Source organism: Staphylococcus sp. EG-SA-2, from assembly GCF_017152085.1.
This window is the reverse complement of the sequence record NZ_JACYHC010000935.1, coordinates 1-923: the sequence shown is the minus strand read 5'-3', so window position 1 is coordinate 923 and position 923 is coordinate 1. Positions and strand designations below refer to the sequence as shown.

The window sequence follows — 923 nt, the reverse complement described above, 5'->3', positions numbered from 1 at the left end:
GTCGTGTGTATACAGAACAACAGCGACAAACATTAGAGTTAATCTTATTGCTTAAAGATTTAGGTTGTGCGTTAAGCGATATAGATATGTTGCTAAAAGGTGAAGGTACTTTGAAGACACTCAATACCTTACTAACCATGAAACAACAAGAAATTAACCAACAAGTCAAACAGCAACAAGCGGTATTAAACAAAATTAAAAATGTTCAATATTACGTAAATGAAGCGTCGACGTCTCCAATCACACACTTAAAAGACATAGAGCATGTCATGAGTAAATCAGCTGAAATGAAAAGTATTCGTCGTAACATTTGGATTAGTGCTGGTATTATAGGAATAATTCAATATTCTAGCATTATGAGTTCAATCTTGATGAAAAACAAATGGCCGTTTTTAATTGCTTTACCATTTATGAATTGTTACGGCATTGGTGTTACTTTTTATTACCAACAAAAGGTTGCCTATTTATGTCCTAACTGCCAGCATATATTCTCACCATCTTTGTGGGCAGTTATCAAAGCGAAACATACAGCGACAACACGTCGATTCGAATGTCCGAACTGTCATGAAACGCATTATTGCATTGAAGTACCTAAAGCGCATATGAGTACAGAACAATTAGAAATATCCCACATACAACATAACAATTAAATCATTCGTGTGATAGTGATCATTCCCTTTAAATTTACATCGAAGAGGGGTGGTCACTATTTTAGTTCGCATAAAGAAAGCGCTTGCAAACACTTAAGAACTATATTAACATACTTGTATACAAGTATGTCATGTAATGAAGGAGTGCTTTGATGATGTATGGATATCCAGAGAAATGGTTGGAAGGTATGACAACTGGAGAAGGTATCGCGGCAGAATTACGCTTAGGTATTGTGAATGGTCACATAGCTGAAGGTACGTTACTCACTGAAA

At 35.5% G+C, this 923-nt stretch carries 1 protein-coding gene and 1 pseudogene; both read left to right on the top strand.

Features of this window, described 5'->3' with window-relative positions:
* A partial coding sequence (locus tag IDG60_RS16380) for a MerR family transcriptional regulator (RefSeq protein WP_206160932.1) occupies positions 1-650 on the top strand: 650 nt, incomplete at its 5' end.
* Between the two features lie 152 nt (positions 651-802).
* A pseudogene (locus tag IDG60_RS16375) lies at positions 803-923 on the top strand (GntR family transcriptional regulator); the annotation flags it as partial.